At 37.8% G+C, this 25,957-nt stretch carries 23 protein-coding genes; 16 read left to right on the top strand and 7 right to left on the bottom strand.

Annotated features, from left to right (window positions below; genetic code table 11):
- Window positions 1–10: 10 nt before the first annotated feature.
- From fliD to FFX44_RS08365, 11 genes are all read left to right on the top strand, one after another.
- Window positions 11–1,450, top strand: coding sequence for a flagellar filament capping protein FliD (fliD, locus tag FFX44_RS08415; RefSeq protein ID WP_289979951.1), 1,440 nt, complete (start codon window positions 11–13; stop codon window positions 1,448–1,450).
- Window positions 1,451–1,461: 11 nt separating this feature from the next.
- Window positions 1,462–1,791 (top strand): hypothetical protein, encoded by a 330-nt coding sequence (locus FFX44_RS08410; protein ID WP_289979949.1) that lies wholly within the window; start codon window positions 1,462–1,464, stop codon window positions 1,789–1,791.
- A 24-nt stretch (window positions 1,792–1,815) separates the two neighbouring features.
- Window positions 1,816–2,205, top strand: coding sequence for a flagellar export chaperone FliS (fliS, locus tag FFX44_RS08405; protein ID WP_289979947.1), 390 nt, complete (start codon window positions 1,816–1,818; stop codon window positions 2,203–2,205).
- A gap of 16 nt (window positions 2,206–2,221) precedes the next feature.
- Window positions 2,222–4,381, top strand: a complete 2,160-nt coding sequence (locus FFX44_RS08400; RefSeq protein ID WP_289979946.1) for a glycosyltransferase — start codon at window positions 2,222–2,224, stop codon at window positions 4,379–4,381.
- 190 nt (window positions 4,382–4,571) lie between these two features.
- Window positions 4,572–5,300, top strand: coding sequence for a 16S rRNA (guanine(527)-N(7))-methyltransferase RsmG (rsmG, locus tag FFX44_RS08395; protein WP_289979945.1), 729 nt, complete (start codon window positions 4,572–4,574; stop codon window positions 5,298–5,300).
- 30 nt (window positions 5,301–5,330) lie between these two features.
- A complete protein-coding gene (noc, locus tag FFX44_RS08390) occupies window positions 5,331–6,167 on the top strand; it encodes a nucleoid occlusion protein (RefSeq protein WP_289979944.1) in 837 nt (278 codons plus the stop codon).
- A gap of 37 nt (window positions 6,168–6,204) precedes the next feature.
- Complete coding sequence (locus FFX44_RS08385) at window positions 6,205–6,972, top strand: AAA family ATPase (RefSeq protein ID WP_289979943.1); 768 nt, start codon at window positions 6,205–6,207, stop codon at window positions 6,970–6,972.
- Complete coding sequence (locus FFX44_RS08380; RefSeq protein WP_289979942.1) at window positions 6,962–7,843, top strand: ParB/RepB/Spo0J family partition protein; 882 nt, start codon at window positions 6,962–6,964, stop codon at window positions 7,841–7,843. Before FFX44_RS08385 ends, FFX44_RS08380 begins: the two co-directional genes overlap by 11 nt.
- A gap of 26 nt (window positions 7,844–7,869) precedes the next feature.
- Entirely contained in the window at window positions 7,870–8,070 is a 201-nt protein-coding gene (locus FFX44_RS08375; RefSeq protein ID WP_289979941.1) for a DUF951 domain-containing protein, read from the top strand.
- A gap of 18 nt (window positions 8,071–8,088) precedes the next feature.
- The gene (ychF, locus tag FFX44_RS08370; protein WP_289979940.1) at window positions 8,089–9,189 is read left to right on the top strand and encodes a redox-regulated ATPase YchF; all 1,101 of its coding nucleotides are present in this window, start codon (window positions 8,089–8,091) and stop codon (window positions 9,187–9,189) included.
- Window positions 9,190–9,216: 27 nt separating this feature from the next.
- The gene (locus tag FFX44_RS08365; RefSeq protein ID WP_289979939.1) at window positions 9,217–9,927 is read left to right on the top strand and encodes a DUF1129 family protein; all 711 of its coding nucleotides are present in this window, start codon (window positions 9,217–9,219) and stop codon (window positions 9,925–9,927) included.
- 92 nt (window positions 9,928–10,019) lie between these two features.
- On the opposite strand, the gene FFX44_RS08360 is transcribed toward FFX44_RS08365, so the two are convergent.
- From FFX44_RS08360 to FFX44_RS08350, 3 genes are all read right to left on the bottom strand, one after another.
- Window positions 10,020–10,913, bottom strand: a complete 894-nt coding sequence (locus FFX44_RS08360; protein WP_289979938.1) for an RsiV family protein — start codon at window positions 10,911–10,913, stop codon at window positions 10,020–10,022.
- Window positions 10,910–11,440: an RNA polymerase sigma factor gene (locus tag FFX44_RS08355; RefSeq protein ID WP_289979937.1), complete on the bottom strand. Its 531-nt coding sequence runs from the start codon at window positions 11,438–11,440 to the stop codon at window positions 10,910–10,912. The genes FFX44_RS08360 and FFX44_RS08355 overlap by 4 nt, the downstream gene beginning before the upstream one ends.
- A 169-nt stretch (window positions 11,441–11,609) precedes the next feature.
- Complete coding sequence (locus FFX44_RS08350) at window positions 11,610–12,866, bottom strand: MFS transporter (protein ID WP_289979935.1); 1,257 nt, start codon at window positions 12,864–12,866, stop codon at window positions 11,610–11,612.
- Between the two features lie 209 nt (window positions 12,867–13,075).
- On the opposite strand from FFX44_RS08350, the gene FFX44_RS08345 reads away from it, so the two are divergent.
- The 5 genes from FFX44_RS08345 (at window position 13,076) to FFX44_RS08325 (ending at window position 18,387) form a co-directional block, all read left to right on the top strand.
- The gene (locus FFX44_RS08345; protein ID WP_289979932.1) at window positions 13,076–14,155 is read left to right on the top strand and encodes an NCS2 family permease; all 1,080 of its coding nucleotides are present in this window, start codon (window positions 13,076–13,078) and stop codon (window positions 14,153–14,155) included.
- Window positions 14,156–14,158: 3 nt separating this feature from the next.
- Window positions 14,159–14,701, top strand: coding sequence for a phosphoribosyltransferase family protein (locus FFX44_RS08340; protein ID WP_289979930.1), 543 nt, complete (start codon window positions 14,159–14,161; stop codon window positions 14,699–14,701).
- A 151-nt stretch (window positions 14,702–14,852) separates the two neighbouring features.
- On the top strand, window positions 14,853–15,725 hold the full coding sequence (locus tag FFX44_RS08335; protein WP_289979927.1) for a VOC family protein: 873 nt from the start codon (window positions 14,853–14,855) through the stop codon (window positions 15,723–15,725).
- A gap of 234 nt (window positions 15,726–15,959) precedes the next feature.
- A complete protein-coding gene (locus FFX44_RS08330; RefSeq protein WP_289979926.1) occupies window positions 15,960–17,333 on the top strand; it encodes a sugar porter family MFS transporter in 1,374 nt (457 codons plus the stop codon).
- A gap of 28 nt (window positions 17,334–17,361) precedes the next feature.
- Window positions 17,362–18,387 (top strand): polysaccharide pyruvyl transferase family protein, encoded by a 1,026-nt coding sequence (locus FFX44_RS08325; RefSeq protein WP_289979924.1) that lies wholly within the window; start codon window positions 17,362–17,364, stop codon window positions 18,385–18,387.
- 640 nt (window positions 18,388–19,027) lie between these two features.
- On the opposite strand, the gene FFX44_RS08320 is transcribed toward FFX44_RS08325, so the two are convergent.
- The 4 genes from FFX44_RS08320 to FFX44_RS08305 all read right to left on the bottom strand — a co-directional run bounded on the left by FFX44_RS08320 (window position 19,028) and on the right by FFX44_RS08305 (window position 25,806).
- Window positions 19,028–20,365, bottom strand: coding sequence for an NAD(P)/FAD-dependent oxidoreductase (locus FFX44_RS08320; protein ID WP_289979922.1), 1,338 nt, complete (start codon window positions 20,363–20,365; stop codon window positions 19,028–19,030).
- Between the two features lie 82 nt (window positions 20,366–20,447).
- Window positions 20,448–21,611, bottom strand: a complete 1,164-nt coding sequence (locus FFX44_RS08315; RefSeq protein WP_289979921.1) for an ArgE/DapE family deacylase — start codon at window positions 21,609–21,611, stop codon at window positions 20,448–20,450.
- Between the two features lie 365 nt (window positions 21,612–21,976).
- Window positions 21,977–24,214, bottom strand: a complete 2,238-nt coding sequence (locus FFX44_RS08310; protein WP_289979919.1) for a LysM peptidoglycan-binding domain-containing protein — start codon at window positions 24,212–24,214, stop codon at window positions 21,977–21,979.
- A 431-nt stretch (window positions 24,215–24,645) separates the two neighbouring features.
- The gene (locus tag FFX44_RS08305) at window positions 24,646–25,806 is read right to left on the bottom strand and encodes a glycosyltransferase family A protein (protein ID WP_289979918.1); all 1,161 of its coding nucleotides are present in this window, start codon (window positions 25,804–25,806) and stop codon (window positions 24,646–24,648) included.
- Between the last annotated feature and the right edge of the window lie 151 nt (window positions 25,807–25,957).

Raw genomic sequence — 25,957 nt, 5'->3', positions numbered from 1 at the left:
GATTGATATTATGACTAGTGTGACGACTACTGATGGAATTAGTACTACATTGGGACAATATTCAGGTATCACTGCAAGTACCATTGAATCTTTATTGCAGGCTGATTCTTCTTATGTAGCCAGAACAAAAGCACAGACTCAAATCACGACAAATAGTTCACAGCAGACAGCATGGGGAGATATTAAAAGCCGGCTAACCAATTTTTTGACTGATGTTCAAGCACTAGAATCTGACGATGCTTTCAATACAAAAGTTGCAACAACCTCTGATTCTAGTGTGGCTTCAATCTCAGGAACCTCTGCGGCCGATGAAGGAACATATTCACTTAGCGTCAGTCAGCTGGCAACGAATACTAAAGTCATTGGTAGTCAAGTCTCCACAGATAAGGATACAGCACTTGGTATTAGCGGTACGCTGACCCTGAACAGCAGTGATAGCAGTACGACAACGGCAACTTCGGTTGATGTAGCTATCAGTGCTACTGATTCATTAAGTAATGTAGTTGATAAGATAAATGCACAAACCAATAAATCAGGTGTCAAGGCCAGCTTGGTAGATAATCACTTGGTGCTAACGGCACAGACTGCAGGAGCAAAGACACTCGCAGTTTCAGCCGACAGTGATAGTGTTCTGAGTTCACTAGGGATGAGCAGTGATGCGACAACAACGACAACCGGAAAGACAGCTAAGTTCCAATTGGACGGTGTTTCTATTGAACGTAATACTAATTCAGTCTCTGATGCAATCAAGGGAGTCACAATCAATCTCTCCAAAATCAGCAGTGATGCAGTGACACTGTCTCTAACGAACGATACCTCCAAAGCCACTTCGGCTGTTAGCACATTGGTCAGTCAATATAATAGTCTAATGGGCTTAATAAGTGATGACTTGGATGTTGGTGATCCAAGCAGTTCGGACAACACCCAGGGGACACTCGTTGGCGACAGCGAGTTAACCCGACTTCAGAGTCAATTGAGCAGCTTGATGACTTCTTCAGCCACGAATGGTACAGCCTTGAATGCCAGCAAGTTGGGGATCTCAATTACTGATAATGATGGGACAGTTGGATTTGATGCAGATAAGTTTAAGGCACAGTTAGCTAGTGACCCTGATGCGGTCAAGAATTTCTTTTACCAGTCAACCAAGAGCATTACTGGTACAACAAAGTCAGAATCAGGGTATGCTGCGAGTCTCGGGAGCTTAGCAAACAATTATTTGTCAGACACTTCGACGAACAAGGGCACTATTGCAGTTAAGTTGGCTGGATATACAACTTCAACTTCTGAATTAAATGACCAAATTAAAAAGCTCACGACAGCACTTGAGGCAAAAAAGGACCATTATGTTGACATCTATACTCGGCTTGATACTGCAATGATGAAGGCTGAGACACAGCTTAGTTATGTAACAAGCCTGACATCGTCAACGTCAAGCAGCAGTAGTAGTTAAGGAGAAAGCAAGTGAATAATTATAAGAAGACAATAATGCAGATAAATTCGTTGCTTGCAGATAGTTTGTTACAGCAAGAGACCACTGTTTATGAAGAAGCACTTACTAAAACCAATACTTTGTTGGATACACTGCAGAGCACTGCTCGGCCGAATGGATTAGCTGATATGCCTGAGTATAAGCAACTGCAGCACAATTATGAACAGCTTATCTCACAGATTAAGGATAAAAAGCAAGCGGCATTGAATCATATTCAGAAGTTAAATCAATCACGAAAAAGCACTGTAATGACCTATTTGCAACAAGAAGAAGGTCCATCACTAATTGATATGGATTTATAGTAGTACTAAAGGAGTATAAAAAATATGTACACAGACAAACGTAAGGCCAAAGATGTTTATCTAAGCAGTCAGATTTTAGGAGCTTCACCCGAAAAACTGGTTATTTTCTTGTATGAGGGTGCAATTAAGAGTCTAAAGCGTGCGGAATTCGCACTGGATAAATCTGACAATAATGGTGCTCATCATGAACTGATTAAGGCACAGGACATCATCAGTGAATTAAAGCAAAGTGTTAACCAAGAGGTTGCTGGAGAACTACCCGCAAGTCTGGTTAACTTATACGACTTTATGAATAGTGAACTGGTTAAGGCGAATTTAGGTAAGACCAAGGAACCAATTGGACCAATTATTGAGATGCTGAGTGAATTGCTTGAGTCATGGCAAGAAGTGCTGGCACAGCAAAATAATATTTGATAAGAGGAATGAGTCGATGGAGCGAATTAAATGGAGTCAGCCGGTCTTAACAATCTCTTTGCTTGTTTCTAATCACTTGGAGAGTGTCCAGAAGTGCATGGATTCATTGTTGCCAATATTGAATCAAGTCCCTAGTGAACTGATTGTTGTTGATACTGTTGGAGCCGAAGAAAGTGACGGGTCACTACAAGTTGCAACAGAGTATGCTGATTTGGTAGTCCCCTATGAATGGAATAATGACTTTGCTGCGGCACGCAATGTTGGTCTGAAGCGTGGACGGGGCAAATGGTTCTTGTTTCTAGATGATGATGAATGGTTCGATGATGTTTCAGAGTTAATCGCATTTTTCAATAATGAAAAGGAATATTCGAAGTATGGTTCGCTTTCGTATATTCGTAGGAATTATTTAGACTTAGAAGGCACAAATTATTCTAAGAATATTGAAACACGTTGCGTTCGTTTGACTGAAAACACGGAATTCAAGAGCCCAATTCATGAGTATTTGTCACCCATCTACATTCCAACCAAGGCGACAAAAGTCTTCATGCATCATTTTGGATATGTGGGCAAAAGCCTTGAGAATAAGCTTGAACGTAATGAAGATATCATGCGTGAGGGACTCGAAAGTAATCCTTACGACATGCATTTGTGGGCACAGTTGGTTGCAGGCATGAAGAAGGATACGAAGGAAGAACGGGATGTTGTTTTTGAGACTGCTGAGGAAGGACTAACGAACTTCTTTGCAGAGGATAATAAGAATCCGACAAACAAAAATGATTCATTCACTCTTATGTGTTATATGATTCAGGTACGTTTGCGCAATGAATGCTGGCAAGAAGCGCTTGATATCAAAGATGAGTATGCTGACAGGTTTAAGCTGAACCAATATCAAAAATGTGTCCTTGATCAATTAATCTTTGTTACTTTGTTGAGCTTGGAAGAATTTGCACAAGCAAGCAGTTGCTTAGAGGATTATATGGTCAATGTACGCTGGCTTGTTGCACATCAAAGTGAATTCGTTAACCAATCCTCTTTTTATTTTAGAGCACTCGTCAGTGTTGAGATGGGAATAAAGATGATTGTGAAGATCTTTATCAAGTCAATGATTGAGAAGAATTATCGGACAATTATTCATTTTGCCAGATATATTCCGTGGAAGGATGACTTTGATAGTACTGCGCGCTTGCTTGGAACCGTACTAGAAGCATTGTTTTTGGAGAATGATTCAAAGGGATTACAGCAATTGCATGATATGTTGCTGAACGATGATGGGCGACTGCCAGATGTTTTTGGACGCGATATTGTAATCTTAAAACAAAAAGACAGTATTGAAGCACAGCAGCTTGTGGCATTTGTTGCCAAGTTGAACTCAGATGATGACTTTGTTTTGCTGCAGCGACTATTGATTGCACGCAATAACGGAGAATTTGAAGTGCTTTTAAGAACGCTCAGAAAAAAGAAAGTAACATGTGCATTGCCTAAGGAAGAATTATTCGCTGAATTAATTAATAAGAGAATTGATCCAGCTTTTGCAATTGATAAGATAAGTCAAGAGGACTGGTATCAGGCTTCACTTGCAGTAGTTCATCAAATGAGTTCGAAAAAAGATGAGATTCCTGAATTTGCACGAAAGATTATGAGTGTCTGGCCGAAATCACAGCGCAGAGAATCGTTATTGCAGTTGTTGTACCATGAATTTGTCTTCAGTGCAGAAGTTCTGCCAGAAAGTATTGAAGAACAATTACCATTTTATGCCCGAAGTGTTGTGAGTTGTGCACAGTATCTCTATCATGAGGAGCTTTTGGCGGGTGAACCGTCTAATTTATTACCTGCAGAAACAAGATTTGCGGTCTTTCTTGCACGAGCTTTGGAAGAACAAAATGATGGTAATTATTCATTATATTTTGCTAACCTTAGATGGGGTTTGAATTGCTATGAAGAAGCAAAAACAATTGTCGATCATCTTGTCAAGAAGTATCAAGGACTTGAAATAAAACAAAAGCAGATTGCTGCCGAGATGCAGCGACTGGGCAATCAAGTTAAGGCACAAATCTTGGATATGATTCGCCAAGGAAAAACACAAGGTGTATTGTCGATGATTAATCAGTTGAAAGAGTTACTGCCAGAGGACAGGGATGTTGACCGCCTTAATGAGTTGTATGAGAGATTATTATAAGAAAAAACAATTTGTGAAGTAAAGGTAAATCAACTTGCCAATTTTGGCAGGTTTTTTATTTTGCAAACAAAAAATCACCAAGATTGTTGTGCAGGAGACCTTGAAATAAGCGTAAAAGTATCATAAACTAATAGTAGTTCGTGAAACAATTGTGTTTCACAAAATACAAGCAGATATCAAGAGGAGCAATATGAATCCAACAGAATTTAAACAGGCTCTTTTGGACCTAGGAATAAAATTAGATGACCATCAAATGGAACAGTATGAACAATACTTCCAGTTACTGGTAGATTTTAATGCACATACGAATCTAACAGCAATCACTGAAAAAAATGAAGTGTATCTAAAACACTTCTTCGATTCACTCTTGACGGGTGTAGCGATTCCACAGTTACAAGTAGAATCGTTAACTCTATGTGATGTCGGCGCTGGGGCTGGTTTTCCGTCGATTCCCTTGAGAATAGCTTTTCCGAATCTTGAGATCACAATTGTGGATTCGTTGAACAAACGAATCTTGTTCTTGGAGAAGTTAGCCGATAATCTTGGATTGACCGGCGTGTCTTTCTTCCATGCTCGGGCTGAAGAATTCGCGGGCAAGAAGAGTCAATTTCGCGAAAGTTTCGACATTGTGACTGCCCGAGCTGTTGCACGTCTCAATGTTTTGACCGAGTTATGTCTGCCTCTAGTGAAAGTGGGTGGAAGCTTTGTTGCACTCAAAGCTCAAAAAGCAGGGACGGAACTTGATGAAGCACAATTTGCAATTAAGACATTAGGCGGTAAGTTCATCAAAGACGATAAATTGACACTGCCCATCACAGGTGATGAACGACATCTTATTAAGATTGATAAAATCAAAAAAACACCAGCAAAATATCCAAGAAAAGCAGGAACACCTGGAAAGAAGCCTCTAGTAGGGTAGAATAGATGGAGATTCGAGGAGGGATTGAGAGTGGCATTTTCATTTTGGAATAAAGATAAAAAACCAGAAGTCCAAACACAAACGGTAAGAGAAATCGAACTTTCACGGATTGTACCCAATAGATTTCAACCACGGAAGGTTTTTGAAGAAGAAAAGATTGTTGAATTGGCCAATACGATTCGTGATCACGGTTTGCTGCAACCAATTATCGTAAGAGAGTATCAGGAAAATAAGTTTGAGATCATTGCTGGCGAACGGCGCTTCAGAGCGGTATCGTTATTACAATGGGAAAAGATCTCTGCAATCGTTAAGGAAATGACAGATACTGAAGCTGCATCCCTCGCTGTGATTGAGAACCTGCAGCGTGAAAGCCTGACTGCGATTGAAGAGGCCAAAGCATATCACGAACTGATGGAGTTAAATAAGTTGACGCAAACAGAATTGGCAAAGGCACTTGGTAAGAGCCAATCGTTTGTTGCTAATAAGCTGAGATTACTTAAGCTGGCGCCTTATGTGCAGCGTGTAATTATGCAGCGCAAGATTTTGGAGCGTCATGGACGCAGCGTGTTAAGCTTGGAAGATGAGCAGCAGATTGAGGTAATCAAGCAGGTTATTGACAAGCAGTTAACAGTCAAGGAGACGGAAGAGCTTGTTCTTAAGGAATTGGAGAAGAAGGAACAGCCGGTTAAGTCAACTAAGAAGAAGCCGCAGCGCAATCAGGCACTTCATGATACGCGAATTGCAGTAAACACGATTAAAAAGTCAGTTAAGCTGATTAAAGAAAACGGAATGAGGGTTAAGACACACGAAGAAGATGTTCCCGGTTTTCATCGGATTGTAATTGACATTCCAGTTGATAAAAAATAACAGTATGATAAATAAAATCATAGGAGGGTCAGAAAACATGGGGATTGTAATAGCACTTGCCAACCAAAAGGGCGGTGTAGGCAAGACAACAACAAGTGTCAACTTGGGGGCTTGCCTCGCAGATCTCGGCAAGAAAGTTTTATTGATCGATTCAGATGCACAGGGAAATGCAACAAGCGGTGTTGGAATTAAAAAGGCAGAGATTGAAAAAGATATTTATGATGTGTTAGTCAACGAGTATCCAATTGCTGATACGATTATTGCTACAAGTCATGCGGGACTTGATATTGTTCCTGCAACGATTCAATTATCGGGTGCGGAGATTGAATTAACATCACAGATGGCACGTGAATCGCGACTCCTAGATGCTATTAAGCAGATTCGAGCGGACTATGATTATATTTTGATTGACTGTCCCCCTTCTCTTGGCCTGCTAACAATTAACGCATTTAGTGCTAGTGATTCAATCTTGATTCCAGTCCAAAGTGAGTACTATGCGCTAGAAGGCTTGAGTCAACTGATGAACACTATCAAGCTTGTACAGAAACATTTTAATCCGCAACTTGCTATCGAGGGTGTTTTGATGACAATGCTGGATGCACGAACCAATCTTGGCTCGCAGGTTGTTGAGGAAGTGCAGAAGTTCTTCAAAGACAAGGTCTACCAAACCGTGATCCCAAGAAATGTCCGCTTGTCGGAAGCACCAAGTTATGGGCTTGCAATTGTTGATTATGACCCCGCATCACGAGGTGCCAAGGAATATATGGCATTAGCGAAGGAGGTATTAGCTAATCATGGTGAATAAAAATAATAAGGGACTTGGTAGAGGAATCGAAGCGCTCTTCCAAGATTTAGAACAAGTCGATGATGGCAAAGAAGTTGTTACAGAATTAGCCTTGGGCGATATTCGTCCAAATCCCTATCAGCCTCGCAAGATATTTGATGAGGATGCGTTATCTGAACTCTCTGTCTCAATTAAAAAATCTGGTGTTTTTCAGCCAATCATTGTGCGTAAGTCAAGTGTCAAGGGGTATGAGATCATCTCTGGTGAACGGCGCTTCCGAGCTTCTAAGTTGGCAGAAAAGAAGAATATTCCTGCAATTATTCGTGAGATTGATGAGGCAAGTATGATGGAGATTGCAATTCTTGAAAATCTGCAGCGCGAAGATTTGACACCGCTTGAAGAAGCACAGGCCTACAATACCTTGATGAACAAGCTGCAGCTTACACAGGAACAAGTTTCTGAGCGTCTTGGAAAGAGCAGACCTTATATTGCTAATTATCTAAGATTGCTTGGATTACCAAAGGAAGTTAAGGATATGCTGCAACGCGAAGAGTTATCAATGGGGCAAGCCCGAACCTTACTAGCCTTAAAAGACAAAAAGCAGGTGATACCTGTTGCGAAGCAGACGGTTGAAGAGAATCTAACCGTGCGCCAGCTTGAACAATTGGTTGCTAAGATGAACGGTAACGAGAAAAAAACTATTAAAAAAGTAAAAAAAGACCCAAATGCAGTTTATTATGAACAAAGTGAGAATGCATTGCGTGAGAAGTTTGGCACAAAAGTTGCAGTTAAAACGAGTTCTAGGCAAGGTAAAGGCAAGATTGAGATTGATTACTTATCGACATCTGATTTCAATCGAATTATGGATATACTTGGAATAAGTCTCGATTAACTATTAGAATAGATGGAGGTATGAGAATGCAAGCTGAATATGAATTGCGTGATATTGTTGAGATGAAAAAGCCGCATCCTTGTGGTACTAATAGTTGGGAAATCATTAGGTTAGGAATGGATATTAAGATTAAATGTACGGGCTGCGGCCATTTGGTAATGCTGCCTCGCCGAGAATTCAATCGTAAGTTAAAGAAGATACTGAAAAAAGCAAATATTGAAGAATAAGAAAGAGTGAAATAAATTATGGCATTAACAGCTGGAATTGTGGGATTACCTAATGTTGGGAAATCAACATTATTCAATGCGATTACTAACGCAGGAGCGGAGATGGCTAATTACCCTTTTGCTACAATCGATCCTAATGTAGGGATGGTTGAAGTGCCCGATCAGCGTTTAGCAAGAATTGATGAACTTATCCCAGCAAAGAAAATTATTCGAACAACCTTTGAATTTACTGATATTGCAGGAATTGTTAAAGGGGCAAGTAAAGGTGAAGGTCTGGGTAATAAATTCCTAGAGAACATTCGTCAAGTTGATGCAATTGTACATGTTGTTCGTGCTTTTGACGATGACAACATTACGCATGTCAGCAATAAGATTGATCCCTTAGATGATATTGACACGATTAACCTAGAATTGATTTTGGCAGATTTAGAAAGTGTTAACAAGCGTTATGCCAGGGTCGAGAAGGTCGCACGGACGAAGGATAAAGAGGCAGTTGCTGAATTCAGTGTGTTACAAAAAATCAAACCGGTTCTAGAAGCAGGAAAGTCTGTTCGTTCACTTGAATTTGACGAAGAAGAGCAAAAAATTGTTAAGGGCTTGTTCCTCTTAACGTCTAAACCAGTTCTGTATGTTGCTAATATTGCTGAAGAAGATATGGCAGACCCTAGCTCTAACGGTTATGTGCAGCAGATTCAGCAATTTGCCGAAGCAGAAGGTTCACAGATGCTGGCAGTTAGTGCAAAAACAGAAGAAGAGATTGCTCAATTAGATGATGCAGATAAGCAAGACTTTCTGGAAGCAGAAGGGGTTGAGGAATCCGGTCTAGATCGGTTGATTAAGGCAGCGTATAAACTGTTGGGTCTAGCTACATTCTTCACTGCTGGCGGCAAAGAAACACGTGCTTGGACATTTAGGCAGGGAATGAAGGCACCTCAAGTTGCAGGAATAATTCATTCGGACTTTGAACGCGGCTTTATTCGCGCCGAAACATTTTCATTTACAGATTTAGACCAACAAGGCAGTGTTGCCGCTGTACGTGAAGCCGGGCGTCTCCGCTCTGAAGGAAAAGAATATGTGGTCCAAGATGGCGATATTATTGAATTTAGATTTAACGTATAGTAATTATGTAAAAGGATGGGGATTATCTTGGCAGAAAATAATAAAGAAACTGGAAGCAAACAAACTCTTCCCGAGACAGAGAAGGTAACAGGAAAAGTTGAGAAGAAGGATACTGCTGAACTAACGAAGCGCAATGCAGAGTATTTGTTCAAAATTAAAAAAGTTCTTGAAGAAAAGGATGTTGCAAGCCAAAAGATTGAAGATGCTCTGCAGTCAATGACTGAAGAACTTAAAGAAAAACAGCGTCAAGGTATTACTGCAACAAAGCTTTACGGAACTGTGAATGAAAAAGTTGATGAGATTGTCAAGGGACCAAAGAAAGCTCCTACAGCAACGCCATTTTGGAAGATTGCTCTGGATAATGGATTGATGATGTTTATGATGTTCTGTATCATGTATGCGATTTTGCAACAATTCTCGCCAAATTCGTCCCAGATTAATGGCGGTTTTCTGACATTGATTGTCACATCCGTTATTGCTGGTGTCGCGATGGCATATTTCTACCGTGTTGCAGGCGACCGCAGAACTAGTGGCAAGAAATTGCCCTTTTGGAAAACAATGTTATTATCACTTGCATTGGTTGTCATTTGGGTATCAGCCTACACACTTGTTGTGAATGTTCCCGGTATAATTAATCAGACGCTTGAACCTGTTGTTTATGTCGTTTTGGCAGCCTTAGTGTTTGGTTTACGTTATTTCTTAAAGAAGAAGTATGACATTAAGAGTACACCATTTTAAAAGGATTATTAGTTTGTCTCGGTTACACACTAAAAAGCTTCCACTTATCAATTATTTGGTTAATTACCAATTCTTGATTTAGTGAAAGCTTTTTATTTATTCAAATAATTAGGATTTACTAGCAAATTCTTGATAGAACTAGTAGGTATCGTGAACTTTGGTGTTCCCATATAACCAGGAGCAATTTCGAATTGTTGGAAGACAATAACTAATTGATGATTTTTATTGATATAAAAGCTGTGCTCAGCATTTAGGATAGCACCTTTTGAACCTATTCCTTCAGCTAAGTCCTTTTTTGTCCAATAGTATTTACTGTCTGATGATTTGACCTGCTCCTTAATTTGTTTTTCAATTTGATTGCTAATTGCTGTGATATAATGCTTGGATTTGAAGAGCAACGGCAGAGTTACAACTGTTCCTGCCTGTTTATCAACTGTATCGTACAGTAATGTTGTTTCTGAGTCTGCCATTGTTTTGGTCGACTGGCGCTCAAGTACTAAAAAGCGACGATCATCCACGAGTTTTTTATAGTTACTTGTGACACTAATTCTTTTATTTTTATTAATCCTAAAGTCTTTTTCAATTGCCTGATATTTTTTCTTCGAATTTGCAAGATATTTTTTATTTAAGGATGCGATTGCCTTATTCTTTGAATCAATATAAGGAGTTTTGATATTAACGTTATGATTGTTTGTATTATCATGATAGTTAGAGCCAGTTAAAATTTTGACAAACTTGCCAATGATTGGTAATTCAGCTGCAAAGCTTCGAACAGGTGGAACTACGATTGTCAGGAGTAAACAAATTGCAAAAAAACTAATTGTCCCAGCTGCAAAACGTTCCCAAAATATTAAACGTAATTTATGGAAAAACTTTTTTTCCTCGGAAGCAAAAGTGTTAATAATTTGTTTCTTAGTATCTTCAGAGACAGAGATTGAAACATATGTCTTTCTAAATGAACTAAGTATATCTTTTGTTGTTTTCAAAGAGTTCCCTCCTTATTTTCGAGAATTTCACGTAGGTGATTTAACGCGCGATACATTTTTGTTTTAACGGTATTTACATTCATATCTAAAATAATTGCAGTTTCTTCTAATGTAAATCCTTCAAAAAATTTTAATACAATAATTTCTTTTTCAGGAGAATCTAATTTCGAAATAATTTCATTAAGCTCCATTCTAGTCACTATAGAGTTACTTTGAGTAACTTTTTCTACCGAAATATCAACACTAGTTGGTTCATGTTGTTTCTTTCGCCAGGCATCTTTACAAGTATTAATTAATATTCGATAATACCATCCTTGGATATTTTGAATGTTATTGTTTTTTTGTAATGACAATAAGACTTTGTTGAAGCTCGTTTGAATAAGATCAAGTGCATCATCATGATGATGTGTGTAGCTGAATGCAATACGATACATTTTTTCGTATTCATGGGAAACAAGTTGTTCAAGCTCGTTGACACTGTTCTTTAGTTTTTTTCTTCTTTGCAGTCTATTAAAGATAACGTTCACCGACTTTCGTGGTTCTTAATATATTAGACGTTTTAATGATATGAAAAGTTTCAAGAAATTTAAAATAATCTGACTTTTGAAACATCTTTAGTGGGATACCAAAAAGGATTGGGTCAAATGATATCTTTTGACCCAACCCCACTCTTTGTAAATAAACGTGTTTCGTAAGTCAAACTTTGCCATTTAACTTCGAATCACTCATATTTCCCTGATTTATGTCATACCCTTCATCAACTTCCACTGTTATGCCGGGCTTTATCCTATTATGCCGTTTAATTTCCCTATTTAAAAGAATTGCAGTTATGATTGCTAGAAGTGCAAAGCCACTTGCTCCAGGCCCAATTACGGCTAATCCATGATTTGTAACTAGTATCCCACCGGTTGCAGAGCCAAGAGAAATTCCAAAGTTAAAGAAGATGGAATTTAAAGAAGACGAAAGAACTAATGACTGCGGATACTCCTTTTCTGCAACACTAAAGAAGTGCACTTGAACGGGTGCATTCAATAGATACATCGTGATTCCCAAAAGAAGAATTAACAAGAGCCCTAACCACTTTACATAAGGTAGGAATATCATCAAAATAAATAGGATTACCTGACAAGAATATACAAGCGGCATCCGTAAAAGTCCATCATTTTCTGCAAGATATCCACTTGCTTGATTACTGATGATGGACATTAAACCAAAGACAAACAATAGGATACTTAGACTGTCGGTTGAGAAACCCAGCTCGGTTGTTAGGATTGGGCGCAAGTAAGTATAGAATACATAAATACCGCTGGCACTGAGCATTACCAGTAAAGAACCCAACCAGATGCGAGAATCACGTACAAGAGTGAGCTGTTCAAGCAACTTGCTGTTCTTTGCAACGGGTGCTTTAGGCATACTTAAAGTAAAAAGTATTAATGTTACGATACTGGCAAGTGTAATTACAGCAAAAGAAATCCGCCAGTTAAAAGTAGTGCTGATCCACGTACTTAATGGTACGCCAAAAACCGATGCAATACTAAATCCGGAGAAGACCCACGAAACCAACCACGCACGCTTCTCAAGGGGAGCAATCAGATTGGCGAATATTAAGGCAAGCGAAATGATGATGCCCGAAACAAGTGCGGTCATAATCCGCGAAACTATTAGGAAATTATAATTAGGTGCAATAAAGCTCATCAGATTGCTTAAAATAAAAATAATCATAAACCAAAATAATGACCAAAAATAACGGAACTTTGCAATTAGTGCAGTTAATATAGGAGTTGAGAAGGCATAAACAAAAGCAAAGATTGTTACTAAATAACCAACGGTGGTTACTGATTTATCAAATTGATGTGCAAGGTCATTCAAGATTCCAACAACAATGAATTCACTGCATCCTAAAACAAAGGCAATCAAAATAAGGACAGTTGCCCTGAATTTAAAACTCCTCATGGTAGCGCTCCTCTTCTAAGAATATAATGACACAATCATAATGATATCGTGTTGACTAATTAAAAGGAAGCTTTATTTTGATTTTAGTCTTAAAGTTTCTTTTTTTGAAAAATATATTGAAAAACATTGTTTTTTATTATAATATTTTCATGGTATACGAATTATATTTAGGTGTAAGATGAATAATATATGCTTATTGGAGGATGCTTATGCACTTGTTATCAGATTTAATAGCGGCAATCGGAGTAGTATTGAATGGTATTCCACAAGGTATTATGGCAATGGGTCTTGGATTTGCTGTTTTTCCCACAACTTTTTCATTTGTTTTTGCTTCAGCAGTTAATGGGGTCTTTGGTTCAGTTGCACCAATCTCATTTCAGGCTGAGTCGCTAGCTTTAACTGGAAATCTGGGGAAGGACTTGCGCGAACGGACATCTATTATTTTTGGCGGTTCAATAATTATGGCTGTTATTGGTTTCACGGGATTGTTGCCTAAAATTGTGTCAGTGCTAGGTAATAATATCATTGATGGAATGATGGCAGGTGTAGGGCTAATGCTTGCTAAGATAGCTGTCGATATGAATAAAGGAAGTAAGAGCAAGACGGGCTGGATTTCGATTATGATTGCAGCCATCACATACATAATTTCAAAGGACTTAGTATGGACAATTGTTTTATCAGTAATTGTCTCAAGTGTTTTTGCAGTTTTTGTAGAACATTATCGCAAGGAACTACCAACTAGTGTGACGGAACGCAGATTTAGATTTTTGAAACCAATCTTCAATGTAAGGATTGTTCGTGGGGCGCTTGGCTTGGCATGCCTTAATATTGGAGCAAATCTTTCTTATGGATTGATCACAGGACAGATGACTGGCATTAAACCGAATCCGGTAGACTTGAATCTACTGACAATTACACAGTCACTTGCAGATATGGGAACTAGTCTTTTAGGAGGAGCACCAGTAGAAACAATTATTTCAGCGACAGCGAGTGCGCCTGAACCCGTAATTGCAGGAATAATGATGATGCTCATCATGGCGATTATTTTATTTGCTGGATGGTTGCCAAAAATTGGGAAGTTTGTTCCAAGTTCATCAATTGCAGGTTTCTTATTTATTTTAGGCGCAGTTGTTATTTTCCCGGAGAATGCCGCAGCTGCGTTGAATGGTGCGAATAGTCTTGTAGCTGGAATTACGTTAGTTGTAACTGCAATTTTTGATCCATTTGTTGGAATAACGACCGGAGCCTTTTTGAAATTCTTATTGCCACTGATTGGATTGGGGGTCTAGCAGATGCCAAAATATTACGAACTAGAGTTAGGAAAACTCACACGCAAATTGCCGTTGATTAGGTTAAATCCAACTCTTACAATTGCTTCTTTTGTATTACTGGGGGATGCAGAATTAACTCATTATGCTGCTCAAGAGCTGAGCAAAAGGATTAACGAACCGTTTGATTACGTAGTAACGATGGAGAGTAAGGGAGTCCCATTAGCACAAGAATTAAGCCAGTGTATGGGGAAAAAGCGATATATTGTACTTAGGAAAAAAGTTAAGGATTATATGAAAAATCCGCGTGTTTTGGCGGTCAATGCGATTACATCTAGTCAGGAACAGGTTCTGGTATTAGATGGTACAGATGCGCAAATAATTGCTGGCAAGAGAATATTGCTCCTAGATGATGTGATTAGCAGTGGGGGCTCAATGATTACTGCGAAGAAGCTAGTTGAGAATGCAGGTGGACAGGTAATATTACAAGCTGCTATTTTGGCAGAAGGCAAGGCTAGTGAACGCAAGGATATTTTATATTTAGAAGAATTGCCATTGTTTGACTAGATAACGAGGTAAAATTTGCTGATTTGATAATGAAAGCTGTGTGGCAGAAAAGAATAAAATGTTGCTTACTTTTAATAAGCACGTATAATGAAGATAACTTATTGATTTAATGATATTTGTTATCTAGAGTAAGAATTAGGAGGAAGTAATTATGGCAGCTATTATTCCGCAATTTCAGTTATCGGAGAAGACGCATACTGGAACCGTTGCATTGAAGGTCGCAAACCTTGTGAAACAAACAGAATTTTATTCTCGGGTCGTTGGGTTAAATGTGTTGTCTCAAGGTCATATGAAAAGTGTTTTAGGTGCAAACAATGATAAAAAACCATTGTTGATACTGAGAGAGATTGAGAATCCATTACCTTTGACACGTAAAACCGGATTGTATCACGTTGCATTTCATTTACCAACACGTAAAGATTTAGGCAATGCACTTATCAAGTATATGACTAGCAAAGCACCCGTTATTGGAGCTAGTGATCATGGCTATAGCGAAGCAATCTATCTTACTGATCCAGAAGGCAATGGAATTGAAGTCTATCATGATAAGCCACGTGATGTTTGGGATGTTCAGCCAGATGGTGAAATTCCAGCAATCACTATCGAAATGGATGCTGAAGGTGTAGTCGGTGCAGCTGATCGGAACTGGCAAGGCTTTCCAAGCGGAACGACCGTAGGCCATGTACACTTGAAGGTTGCTGACCTAGACAAAACGCAAGACTTCTATATCGATGTTTTGGGATTATCATTGAAGACTGATTTCGGTCAACAAGCGAAGTTCTTTGCAACAGGTGATTATCATCATCATATTGGGTCAAATATTTGGAATGGTCATAATATCCCTGGAATGGCAGAAAATGATTTAGGACTTGATTACTATACTTTTTTTGCACCCGATAAAGAGGAAGTTTCACGAATTGAGGAACATCTGAATGTGATTGGATATGCCTTTGATAAGGATAGCACAGGTAATCTATGGTTGATGGATTCAAATGAAATAAAGATTCAGATTCAAGTTGAATGAGTGGGATACTTAGCCGCTGATCTGTAGAATGTATTATTGATTAATAATATAGAACAATAACGAAGAAAGAGGTCTGTGCGAGTGGAAAGCATAGGTCTTTTTATTTTATATATAAATTTGAGAAATTCCATAATTATGTACAACGAAAATTATTTGCTCTAGAATTAAGTATAGTAAGCTTTATATTTTAGTGTTGTATTAAGTAGGGCTTTTATAATAGAGAGGCGAGTATTGATGGATAGTGGTAGTCAGGATAAAAGTCAGACTAGTTTTTTAAGATACTGTGTTTATATTATTTCACTAGGTGGTTTTTTATTTGGGTATGATACAGGAGTTATCAATGGAGCACTAGCATTTATGAGTAAAAAGGCTGAACTTGATTTAAGTCCAACGTTACAAGGAATAGTTTCAAGTTCGCTAATTCTGGGAGCCTGCATTGGGGCACTAGGATGTGGACAGGTTGCGGACCATATCGGGCGACGGCGGACATTAAGACTTATTGCTGTTATATTCACGATTTCTACAATTTTATGTGCGTTTGCACCAAATTTTTGGCTGATGACTTCTTTTAGATTTGTTTTGGGTGTTGCTGTTGGTGCAGCATCAGGAATTTCTCCGATGTACTTGGCAGAGATTTCCCCTAAGGCTGTCAGAACGGTAAATGTTAATAAAAATGCAATTGCAATTGTTTTAGGTCAGTTGACAGCTTTTATCGTTAACGCAATTTTGGGCAATGTTTGGGGTGACTGGTCGCCAATCTGGCGAGTGATGGTCTTTTCTGCAAGCATTCCTGCGGTAATTCTCTGGATTGGATCATTCAAGATTGCTAATAGTCCAATCTGGATTATGGCTGAGAAACAATATAAGAAAGCCAAAGGTATTTTTAAAAAATTGGGTTTCAACAAATTAGCTTATAATAAATTGAAGGAGGATTCCGCAGAAGAAGATGAACCTAGGGTTTCTTGGAAGGATATTTTTAAGAACAAGAGTTTGTGCTATTTATTGATTTGTGGAATGTTGGTTGCGTTGATTCAGCAAATCTCGGGTGTTAATGCAGTGATGTATTATGGCACTATATTGATGGAGAAAGTAGGAATGGGGCAAGGTGATTCATTGTATGCAAATATTTTGATTGGTTTTGTTTCGCTTATCGCAAGTATCATAGGTACAAGAATGATTGACAAGTATAACCACAAAAAGATGCTTGTAGTTGGCTTAGCAGGCAATGTTTTGTTCTTGCTTTTACTTGGGATAACGATGAAAACTGCGTTATTTTCACAATTAATTACTAATATTTTGATTCTATTATTTTTAGCGCTCTTTCTTGCATGTCATCAAGGAATAGTTAGTCCGGTTACTTGGTTAATCTTGACTGAGATTTTTCCAAACAGGATTAAGTCACGATTAATGTCTGTTTCAACTGCAACAGTCTGGCTTTCTAACTTTGTGATTAGCCTAATTTTTCCAGTTCTTATATCTGTAGTCGGGATTGCAGTCGTCTTCTTTATATTTGCAGTCTCAAATGGCGTAAGCATTATGTTTTCAACACTTGTGTTAAAGCATAATAAATTACAAAAAGCATACGATGCAGGTAAAGAAATAAAATAACTGTCAGTTAAAGAAAGTAGGAGATAATATGGTTGAATTCTACATTGGAACTGAAGTAATTAATGAATTACCCGTTAATAGGTTACCAAAATTCTATTCTTTTGGTGTACCTACCTACACTAATTTAGGCGATCAAGCGGTATCTTTAGCACAGAAAAAGTATATCGAACGTGAATTTCCAGAATATCAATTTATTGAAATTTTAGAAGATGATAATGATGAGGGGATTGAAGTAGTTAAAAAGGCTATTAGACCAGGAGATATTGTTTCGTTTGTTGGTGGAGGCAATATGGGCAGCTTGTACACTGATCATGAGGAAGCTCGGCGCAAAGTGTTTGCCACATTTGTTGATAATCTGACGATTTCGTTTCCGCAATCAATACATTTTGAAGATAATGAACATGGTAAGGCTGAAGAAAAGCTAAGCCAAGAGGCCTATGCAAAGAATCCGCATCTTTTTTTAATTGCAAGGGATGCACAAAGCTATCATCGAATGCAGACAACTTTTGAAAATAAGGTCTTGTTTACTCCCGATATGGTTCTGTACATGAAATCTGTAAAACATGAGGTAAAGAGATCAAGCGCACTGATTGTGCTACGACATGATAGTGAGAAAGTTGTTAAGCAAACAACTGTTGATGCTCTAAGAGCTCTTCTTAGTAAGAATAGCAGTGTTGATGAAACAGATACGGTTCTCGATACTGTCAATCGTATTACTCCAGCTAACCGCGAAAAATTATTCAGAGAAGAATTGGAGCTTTTTGCAAAACAAGAGATTATCGTGACTGATAGATGGCATGCGATGGTATTTTCTGTACTGACAGGAACTCCATGTCTGCTATTTGGAAATAGCTATGGTAAAGGAAAGCACGCCTATTTTGATTGGTTAGAGCATATTAACTGGGTTAGTTATACGGATGAAGATGATGTTGAGCTGCTTCAACGGCAAATCAATGAGCTTAAACAAGTTGAGATTCATGAATACAACATCAAGGATGATTTTAATCAACTAAAACATATAATTCAGTTAAATTCAAATAAGTATGGTTTCTAATAATGGCTTATAATTTTTCAGAGGAGAATCCATCCCTAATAAAAGAGCAGGAAAAGGCATACGAAAATAACAACACCAAATTCTGGGAAGTCTGATAGTTAAAGGCGAGTATTAATTCACCAATGATGAAGAAAAAGAGGCAAGTAATGGAGATAGGCTTATAGAAAATCCGATTTTTTAATTTATAGGTATCATGTTTTTTCTCGAATAAGTGACGTAGGAAGAGTAGGAAAACTATCGGAATCAATGATAATAAGAGTGCTGTATTATTTGTTGAAAAATTCAGTACAAAAACAAAAAATGCAAGGATTAGATTGGCATGGAGTGCATATTTCCAATCGAATGTTAGTTTTTGGCTGTTGTCCATATATACTCCTCCTATGTGATTTATTTCATTATTATACCTTTAATTTAAAAGTTAGTAAAGACATAATTTGAGGATCAATTTTTTTCTAGATAATAAAATAAGAGGTTGGGCCAAAAGTTTGGCTTAACCTCTCTATTTGTTGTGTATAAAAGTGTTTTATAAGTACTAATTCTTCGCCTAATTTCGAATTAGTATTCAAATTTTCTCAACTTTATACTCCCTTATTTCTTTGTATATTCTAGTTTTACGAATCAGAAAAACTTAGCAGATATATTACAGATTTTCCCAGGCAGCTGATCCAATTGTTGGAAAAATAGGGATAATTCTTTCAATCTGCTCAGGTGTTAACTTAAGCTCAATTGCCGGCAACAAGGTATTAATAACATCTTCCGCATGATTACTTATCTCTGTTGCACCCACGAGTTGATGTGATTTAGTGTAGACTAATTTGTTTTCTCCGAATGTTTCTTTTTCAACATGGCGGTACCAATTATCCAAAATATTATTTGTGGAAACGGTTAGACTGTCATTTTTTGCTGCTTCTTCCGGTGTCACACCGACTTTTGCAATTCGAGGAATAGTGAAGACAGTTGAAGGAATTGCTGGATAATCAATTGGTTGACTCGTTGCACCAGTGAAGGTTTTCATCAGATAAAGCGATTCAAAAATGGCAGTGGGAGTGAGCTTGGGCTGGGTTTTCTTTAAAACATCCCCACTTGCATAAATATGGGGGACAGTCGTCTGCAAGTAGTCATTTACAATAACTCCATCCTTGTCATAATCTACTCCGATGCCTTCTAGCCCAAGACTTGTTGTGTTGGGAGTTCGTCCAGTTGCGTCCAAAATCCAATCAGCTTTAACTTTTTCAGTATCATTGTAATGGATAGTCTTACTGTCAAAATCATCTGAAAATGAGTTAACAGTTGCGTTTTTGATAAAAATTACACCAGCTTGACTAAGCTTAGCAATTATTTTTTCTACAAAAGGCGGATGGAATTTTCTTAATGCTTTATCTGCACGCAAAATGACTGTGACTTGAGAGCCAAACGCAGATGCGATTGAGGCAAACTCCATTCCGATGTATCCCGCACCAATGATCGCGATTCGCTTAGGCAATTTTTTTAAATTCATAAAAGCACTACTGTCATTTACAATTTGGCGTCCAGGTAAGTCTAATTGGTGAGGATGCATTCCCGTTGCAATAACGAATTTTTCTGCTGAGATTTTCTTCCCATTTACTATAATAGTGTGCGAATCGATAAAATGTCCCCGACCTTTAATCAAGGTAATCCCATTATCTTGCATTAAATTAGCGATAAATTCAGGTAGAGCATCAATTACTTCATGCTTGTGTGCAATCGTGTTTTGCCAATTCAAATCTAGAATCGGACTAACAAGTCCCTGCATATCACTTACTTGATTGGCAAGGGCAACAGGAGCTTCAAGTGTAATTTTTGCATTGCATCCCCTATTAGGACAGGTGCCACCAACGAGTCCGCTTTCAACAACGGCAACTTTGACACCTTGTGCAGCAAGTGGAATTGCACCGTCGAATGTACCATGACCACTGCCAAGATATAAGACATCATAGTCATAAGAATTTGTGGACATAAAAAGACCTCCTCATTTTAAACGAATGATTACCAGTTAATATAACCATATCGCAGTGCGAGATCTTAAACAAAATAAATGCCTAGTTATTTGCTGTTTGTTTACTTAAAAAAGTTAGTGCGAAATCTTGGTAAAAATCAATTGCTTTTAAGTAAGAATCAACGTCAACGTACTCATTACTTTGGTGCGAAGTATTGGAGCCTGGTCCAATAACGATATTGTTGAAGGATCCCTTTGCTTGCAAGAATTCGGCACCGTCATTAGCACCCAGACTTCCGGTAATAGCTACTGGTTGACTCCAATATTTGGAATGAACTTGCGTTGCAATTTTAATTATTGGGGAATCTGGGCTACCGGGAATAGCTTCTTCTGGGAAACTATATGTGATTGCTAGATTGAAATTTGTTTGTTCATTTAATTCAGCAATAATTTTTTCAAGTTCTGCGTAAAACAATTTATTTGGGTATTGCGGAATTGTCCGTATGTTTCCTAAAAGTTCTGCATATGAAGGAATATTATTGACTTGTTCGCCACCGTTGATAACTGTAATATTATGCGTAACACCGCCAAGAACTTCATCAGTTGCAGTGAATTTTGCTAGCCGAGTCTTTGCAAGTTTGTAGAATTCAATTAAATTATCAATCGCATTGATGCCATATTGCGGACGAGCACTATGAGCAGATTTTCCTTTAGAGGTTACTTTGTAGTCAATCACGCCCCGAGCCGTATAAACAATTCGTTGCATGTTGTCTGTTGGTTCTGCAATTAACAAGCCAGCCAAGTTGTCTGCATAACCTAGCTTGGTTAGCTGAGCGGCCCCATATTCACCTGTTTCTTCACCGACTGTTGCTAGAAGTCGAACTCGACCCGGAAGCTCAATCTTTTTTTCAAGTAGTTCGAGCAACGCAACAACTAAGGCTGACAAACCGCCTTTCATATCAGTCGCACCACGACCGAAAATTCGGTTATCTATGATAGTTGGTTCAAAAGGTGGGGTTGACCAGTCAGCCAGATTGCCAGGGGCAACGACATCCATGTGACCAGAATATCCTAAGATGGGGCCTGAATTACCAATCGATATTACTAAATTATCACGGTTGGGAGCATAAGGAACTTTTTCGATTTTTATGTCTGGGTAATCAGTGAATAAGGAAGCGATATAGTCAGCGACCGCCGTTTCATTATCATTAACTGATTCAATTGCCAAAATATTTTTTAAAATTTCGATTTTTGTTTTTTTATCCATTTTTAATCACCAAATCATCCTTTATATTCATATGATGTTGCTATTATAGCATAAAGATGAATAAAAATTAATTTTATAACTGTGTTTTTTAAAAAATAGTAGATATATACGGAAGTAAACATTATTCATAGATGGTATCTGGTGTTTGAATGATACGTAAACTTGTTGATTTTCATGTAAAATAAGCGTTTTTTATATCTTGTATTTCATCTACCCTTTCCTTCTTTTAGAACAGATAGGATGAAATAAATTTAACATATTAAACAAAAAGTTCTGGCATTGGCTGATTTTCATCAATTAATGTCAGAACTAGTTTTAGTTTGTTTAGAATATTGGGACTCTTTAGAAATTCAAACAGGCAATACTTAGACCTTTAATGTCTGTCCAACGTAAATCAGACTTGTGTTAGAGATACTATTTAAAGAAGCAAGCTTGCTAACAGTTGTACCGTAAGCTTTTGCGAGTGCAGATAAAGTGTCCCCTGATTTGACAGTATAGGTGGACGATGAACTTGAACTAGTAGACGAACTTGAGCTTGACGATGTCGTTGCTGATGATGAACTGCTACCTAGCTTCAGAACTTGTCCAACGTAAATCAGACTTGTGTTAGAAATACTGTTTAAAGAAGCAAGCTTGCTAACAGTCGTACCATAAGCTTTTGCAATCTTGGACAAGGAATCACCTGACTTAACGGTGTAAGTAGATGATGAACTTGAACTAGAAGACGACGAACTCGAACTAGTTGATGAGCTAGATGATGTCGTCGATGATGACGAACTGCTACTGAGCTTCAAGACTTGTCCAACGTAAATCAGACTTGTGTTAGAAATACTGTTTAAAGAAGCAAGCTTGCTAACAGTTGTACCATAAGCTTTTGCAATCTTGGACAAGGAATCACCTGACTTAACAGTGTAAGTAGATGATGAACTTGAACTAGAAGACGACGAACTCGAACTAGTTGATGAGCTAGATGATGTCGTCGATGATGAACTGCTGCTCAACTTCAAAACCTGTCCAACATAGATTTTGTCTGCATCACTAAGACTATTAAGTGAGACTAACTTGCTGACGGTCGTACTGTAGGTATTCGCAATCTTAGACAAAGTATCTCCTGATTTAACAGTGTAAGTTGACGACGAGCTGGAACTAGTCGATGAAGAGGCTGTTGTACTTGAACTAGTTGATGAGCTTGAGCTAGATGATGACGTTGAACTAGATGAAGAATCAGTCGATGAACTGGTTGTTCCACTGTATTCAAATGCCAATTCGTCCCAAGCAGTCAAGTCATATTCTGCTATTATTTCTTCTAATTTCGAAGTGTAACTAGTATCAGTTGCATAACCATCTTCATAGATTAATGTTGCAACTGTATCAGAATCTGTTTCACCGACTAAATTACTATAGCGCGAACTATTCGCTAACAATTCAGCATGATCAGTAATACTGTCGTTGTCACTATCGTATACACGAAATTTAGCATATACGGTGTGATACGATCCACTGTAATATTCAGAAGTTTTCAATGTTACCGTTGTTCCAGTCCAAGAACTACCGGCCTTGATACCAAATAAATTGTGGTATGTAGTAGCCAATGTCGATGTCCCCCAACTGCTTTCAAGAATCGCTTGAGCTGCGGTCACAGATGGGAGAATTTTATATTTAATCCATCCTTCAATCGCACCAGAAATAATTTTGTTAAGGAAAGAAGAAACTTTTGAACTGTAAGTAGAAGTATTAGCTGCTTCAATTTTAGCAATTGCAGCTTCAAGTTCACTATCTGTCAGTGTTCCCGTTGTGCTAGTACTAGAGGTACTGGTAGTTGCTTTGGAAGCCTTACTTGTAGTAGAACTAGAAGTTACTGTAACAGTAGAACTTGAACTTACACTAGCAGAAGTGGCAGTGGAAGCGGTGTCCGTATCACTTTGTGAACTTGACGTACTACTTGTATCAGCGGCTTGACTAGTGTCAGAGCTTGAGCTAGCTTCAGAAGCTGAAGCAGAACTTGGACTAGCAGAAGTGGCAGTGGAAGCGGTGCCCGTATCACTTTGCGAACTTGACGTACTGCTTGTATCAGCGGTTTGACTAGTGTCAGAGCTTGAGCTAGCTTCAGAAGCTGAAGCAGCATCCACACTGGAAGAAGTTGCAGTAGAGGTGGTATCTGTATCTGTATCACTTTGCGAACTTGACGTACTGCTTGTATCAGCAGCTTGGCTAGTGTCAGAGCTTGAGCTATCCCCAGAAGCTGAAGCAGAACTTGCACTAGCAGAAGTGGCAGTGGACACAATGTCAGCATTACTTTGAGAGCTAGAAGTGCTGGCCGTATCAGAAGATTGACTAGTATCAGAACTCGAACTATCCCCAACCATTGAACTCGAGTCAGAGCTTGTACTAGAAGAACTATCAGAACTAGAGCTGCTGGAAGTACCGCTGCTTGTAATGGAACTATTAACTGAAGCAATACTATCAGCCTTGACTTTCAATGTATGAATCGGTTTTAGTTGTAAACCGATAACGATAGATGAAATTGCTACCATGCTGTATATCCAGTATTTACCGGATTTATACATTTTATAATGAATCTTTTCGTTATGATGTTTATCCATATTTCCTCCTATAAGTATTTTTTCTCTAATAAACATCCCCAACTCTAAGAATAACACAGAATATTTGTCAGATGGCTTATAAGAAGGACTGTAATCTTAATGTAAAATAAAGGATTACTTTATAATTCGATTGCCTATATTTAAGTATTTCTTAGATAAGATGTTCAAAAATAATTTTGAATTCATATGATAATTATAAATAGACAAACAATTCAAAAACTCAATAAATTCTGTCGCCGAAAGTTGATACTCGCGATTTTTTTTTGAAGGAAATTGTTGCTGCAAAACTTGGCGAGTATTTGCATTAGTGTAAAATTTGTAATTAGTTATATCCGTAATAAATTCATAATTATCCATTTATAAGCACTCACTTTCGCTTTCGCTTTTTACTAGTTTGGTATGATTGACCAATTGAGTGATAAAAATAATTTTTAAGCTGCTGTTGAGTAAGCATAGACTGTAAATGCTAGATAATTATTAGATTTAATGGCTTTTTCTATCATTTTTAAGTAACCATCTTCTTTAAGTTCAGAATTTTCAAAGTAATCATTAATAAGCTGCTGTTGGACAACGAAGACAGCTCTTTGAACTTGGCCACCAAGGAAGCGACATCTAATAAAATTAGTACAGATTTGCTGTAAAGTAACTTTGTAGATTTCTTCATTAAAATCGAGGCCTAATTTTTTTCTATCGAACAATAACTGCCGGGTCACCCATAGCGAGTCAATTGCTTTTGGCTTTGTTGCAGCTATTGCAGTGATTCCATTTTGATTGCTGCGATATCTGTAGACGAGATCTGCAACAGTACAAGTCGTTTGGCTTTGACCATAAATTAGGTAAATCAATATTGTATCCTCAAACCAATAATCTTCAGGGAAGTCAATTTTATTGAATAAATCAACACGATAGATTTTGCCCCAAGGGTAGCCATACAATTCGTAAGGATTAAACTCATTTTTGTTTTGATAATCAAATTCACTTATGACTCCAGAATGATTGAATTGCTGATAACCCCCAGCAACGATATCGGCTTGTTCTGCGAATGCTTTGTCCAGCAAAGTCTCTGCAAAACAATCTTCTAAAAGATCATCTGAATCAACAAAACAAAGGTATTTTGCATTAATTATTTTTAAACCAGTATTTCTAGCTCCTGAAAATCCTTGGTTTTTTTGGCTGGTAACGATTATATTATCGTTATTAGTGTATTTTTTTAATAATTGTTTGGTTTTATCAGTTGAACCATCATCAATAATCTCAACTAACAAGGAATATTTTGTTTTTTGATTCAAGATGGATGATATACATTCTTCAATTGTGCTTGCAGCATTATAGGCAGCAACAATTATTTTTAAATCATAGTGATAATTATTATCTTCTAAGGTGCATGCTTTGATAGCTGAATTTTGAGAATCCGGATTTAGTTTGTCTAGATACTGAATAGCCTGTTCGTAATTTGGTAGTCTTCGATTTTGCGTGCTGAATGTTTCCAATAAAGTACAAATTTGTTTGTTATTAAATGAAAGCTTTTGTAGAAATACCATGCAAAATTGAAGCAAAGAAATATGAGTTAACTTAAAGAGATATTTGTTCAACAGCAAAACCTACCTTTTATTAAAATTGAAAAAAGAGATCAAAAAAACAAACATGTATTTTGAAATTGGATTCAATTCTAATATTAATCTGTTTTTTTGAAATTTCAAAGACCTTTTCTTAGGCTTTTTATTAAAAAGTGGATAAGAATGA

This window comes from Lactobacillus sp. UCMA15818, from assembly GCF_030400225.1.
Classification (GTDB): domain Bacteria; phylum Bacillota; class Bacilli; order Lactobacillales; family Lactobacillaceae; genus Liquorilactobacillus.
This window is presented reverse-complemented; position numbering and strand designations above follow the sequence as displayed.